Below are 1774 nucleotides of genomic sequence, written 5' to 3'. Positions count from 1 at the left end.
GCAGCAGTTGCGGGCCGGGCGCGAGAGGCTCTTGCTCCGGAGCGTTTGCCTGTCCCGGGATTGGAAGGGCTAATATTAGATTTGGAATGGAGTGGAAGTTAAAGGGGTTCATTGACTTATCCTTGATAATAAATAGTTAAGAAAGGAGGGCTTCCGTTTGCGAGAAAATTTAAACGACCATTAACTATACCGAAACAACTTGAAGAATTGGAAATTTGACCAGAAGGGCCTTAAGAATTTTTGTCCGGAACGAGCGACCATTGCCGAGAGGCAAGGCGCGAGTGAGAACGAAAATTCTTAAGTAAATCCGACGAAGCCAAAGACCAATTCTTCAATTTGTTTCGGTATAAAGCTAAATGGTCGGGTTCAATAGTGCAGGGGTGGGCTTCTGCCTAAATTTCATACCCCTCTTTTGCCATTTGCGTTTTCATGACAGAGTTCAATCTATCTAGAGCTAAAGCCGCTCTGGGGTATGCCTGAGCGTAATATTCAAACGCCTTGAGAATATCGCTCTCGACCCCCTCTCCGGATTCGTACATCATTCCCAGATAAAGCATCGATTTGGCGTGCTTTGCGCCATCGGCAGCCCTTCTCCAGAGGTCGCACGCCTTCTGATTATCCTTCGGCAAACCATCTCCTGTGTGGTAGCGAAACGCCAGTGCATTGAGCGCGGAAGGATAATCCTGGTTTGCAGAAAGCTGTAGGTAGTGGATCGCCTCTTCCACATTAGCTTCCACTCCATCGCCTATGAGCTTCATCACTGCGTAGCTATACTGAGCCGATCGCCCTCCCCTATCGGCGCATCTTTTGTATAAAGCGCATGCTTCGGGCTTATTCACCTCGGTTCCTTCTCCATAAAACAGAGTCGCTGCAAGAGTATACTCTGCCTCGGCATATCCCTTAGATACCGCCCTAAGGAGGAGTTTATGGGCGCGTGGCAAGTCTTGAATGATGTGTTTACCTCTCTTTAGCTCCATGGCGAGCCTATACTCTGCTTCAGGCTGCCTTAAGATGTCGGCGTTCTCCTCGATGAGCTTGAGTGCCTTAACCGGGTCGGCTTCGACTCCTATACCTTGCAAAAGCAGCAAGGCATAATTGAAGCGTGCTTTGGTATGGCCAAGAGCTGCCGCGACTCTCCAGTAATAGGCTACTTCAGCACTTTTCTCGCCATTGGGATGTTTTTTGTGGAGGATCGAACCCATAGCAAAACAGCAATCAACGCATCCGAGATCTGCCCCTTTGCAGTAGTAGTTGAATTCTACTTCTTGCCCCATGCTTAAGGGAGCTGGATTCTTCGAAGCAAGGAATGCAAGGGTAAAAGCACTTCGGGCAAGTCCCTGTTGCAGCATATTTTCCATCGTACGAATGAATTCCTGCCTTTGATCTTCCGTCATCAACCCTTCATAAACCAATTTCCGGATATTGCTGAGAGCATCTCCATGCAACATTTCAAGCGGGCGCTGGCGCTCCAGTTTAGCACACAAATCCTCCTTCTCACCGGGAAGAAGTAGAGATGAATCCTTCCTAAACCACTGTCTCCTAGATACAGGCGGCTCCTTAGGGGCTTCACGACAGATTTTTTTTGGGGGGAGTCCGGCCGGTGCCAGGTCTTCATTCAAATCATCACCTTGCTTTCTTTTCACCCCTTGACACTCCTCGGTATCCATGGGCTCCGGTGCGGCTAGGATGGGGGCCGGGTGCCCATTGAACATTGCCTGGGGAGCCGCTTGCATCGCAGGCAAATTCCACAAAGGATTGAAGGGTGCAGGATTCG

Annotated in this window: 1 protein-coding gene; it reads right to left on the bottom strand. The window is 49.5% G+C overall.

Annotated elements, in window-relative coordinates:
- Positions 1-392: 392 nt before the first annotated feature.
- Positions 393-1774: tetratricopeptide repeat protein (locus ELAC_RS07500; RefSeq protein WP_204250545.1), on the bottom strand; the 1382-nt coding region annotated here is incomplete at its 5' end.

Origin of the sequence: Estrella lausannensis (assembly GCF_900000175.1) — a bacterium.
Lineage (GTDB): Bacteria > Chlamydiota > Chlamydiia > Chlamydiales > Criblamydiaceae > Estrella > Estrella lausannensis.
Note: the sequence above shows the minus strand (reverse complement) of the source record. Positions and strands in the feature narration are given on the sequence as shown.